Genomic DNA, 1164 nt, shown 5'->3' with positions numbered 1-1164 from the left:
TCTAAGCCCTGTGCAGTACAGGGCCCAGGCCTTAAACGCCGGCTAAATGAATCGTCCAACTTTATGGGGTCAGTTCACATAGGGAACGATCATCTCAATCGCTATGGGCTCCATGTCGGGCGTGTCTGGTTGGCGTATTGGATGTCTCGGTTGCGCATGGCGATGCTGGCGCCGGGCGTGCCCAGGGTGGATCGTCAGCAGTTCCAGCAGTACGGTTACGTGCTCAAGGAAAGCTACCTGCCCGAGTCGCAGTTCCTGGCATTGGTGAGGGCGGTGCGGGAATACGAGGGTGAAATCCGCGAGTGCTGCCAGGGCGACACCAATACGCATCGGATTTTGCTGGCGCCGGAAGTGCTGGAGCAACTGCCTCAGGTCAAGGCGGTGCTGGGAGACTCCGCGCTGAAGCGGCTGTTTCGCTATTGTGCCGGGCATGCCCGTTTGCCGATCTGCCATATCGAGAACGTGCATAACGGCAGCCGGAAAAATGACACGGTGCGGGACCCGCAGAAGAATCTGCATGTCGATACGTTCCAGCCCACCATGAAGTTCTGGCTCTATCTGGAGGACGTGACCGACGAGAATGGCCCGTTCGTGTTCGTGCCGGGCTCGAATCGGCCACACCGTGAGCGTATGAAGTGGGAATATCAGATGAGCCTGCGAGCCAGGGAGCACGCGGATCGCTATACGGCTCGTGGCTCGTTCCGGGTAAGCCAGGAAGAGGCCGAAAGGTTGGGCGAGGGCGGCCCACGGCCATTCCGGGTCGCGGCTAACACGCTGCTCATCGCCAATACCTTCGGTGTCCATGCCCGGGGCAATGCCGAGCCGGGCAGCTCCCGCTTGGCATTATGGGGCATGAGCCGGACCAACCCCTTCCTGCCATTGCCGGGGCTGGGATTCGAGTACTTCAACCGCTTGCAGTATCGTGTGCTCCAGCGCATGCGTCGGCAGGAGGACGCCAGATCCGCCGCCAAGGGTAAGCAATCATCCTGGCATGTGATCGAGCAAAAACGCGTGTAGGCTTCTCACGGCATCACTCTTCGTTTCAGTGAAAAGCAACCTTCGGGTTGCTTTTTTCGTTTTGGGCTCCTGTAATGACCCCCTGGTTTCTGCACACCCTACGCGGCTAATGCCGGGTGTGCTCGGGGTGCCACATAGTCCAGAGAC

Annotated in this window: 1 protein-coding gene; it reads left to right on the top strand. The window is 59.5% G+C overall.

What is annotated here, in order from left to right; all coding sequences use genetic code 11:
* Positions 1-141: 141 nt before the first annotated feature.
* Positions 142-1017 carry a phytanoyl-CoA dioxygenase family protein gene (locus tag BC443_RS14275; RefSeq protein ID WP_170835889.1) on the top strand — a complete coding sequence of 292 codons (876 nt, stop codon included), beginning with the start codon at positions 142-144 and terminating at the stop codon, positions 1015-1017.
* Positions 1018-1164 lie beyond the last annotated feature (147 nt).

This window comes from Salinicola sp. MIT1003 (assembly GCF_001858555.1).
GTDB classification, from domain to species: Bacteria; Pseudomonadota; Gammaproteobacteria; order Pseudomonadales; family Halomonadaceae; genus Salinicola; species Salinicola salarius.
The sequence above is the reverse complement of the archived record's forward strand: the minus strand, read 5'-3'. Positions and strand labels throughout refer to the sequence as shown.

Excerpts from the sequence above, each read along its gene's own strand:
- BC443_RS14275 (WP_170835889.1), top strand. The coding sequence starts at position 142 with ATGTCTCGGTTGCGCATGGCGATGCTGGCGCCGGGCGTGCCCAGGGTG.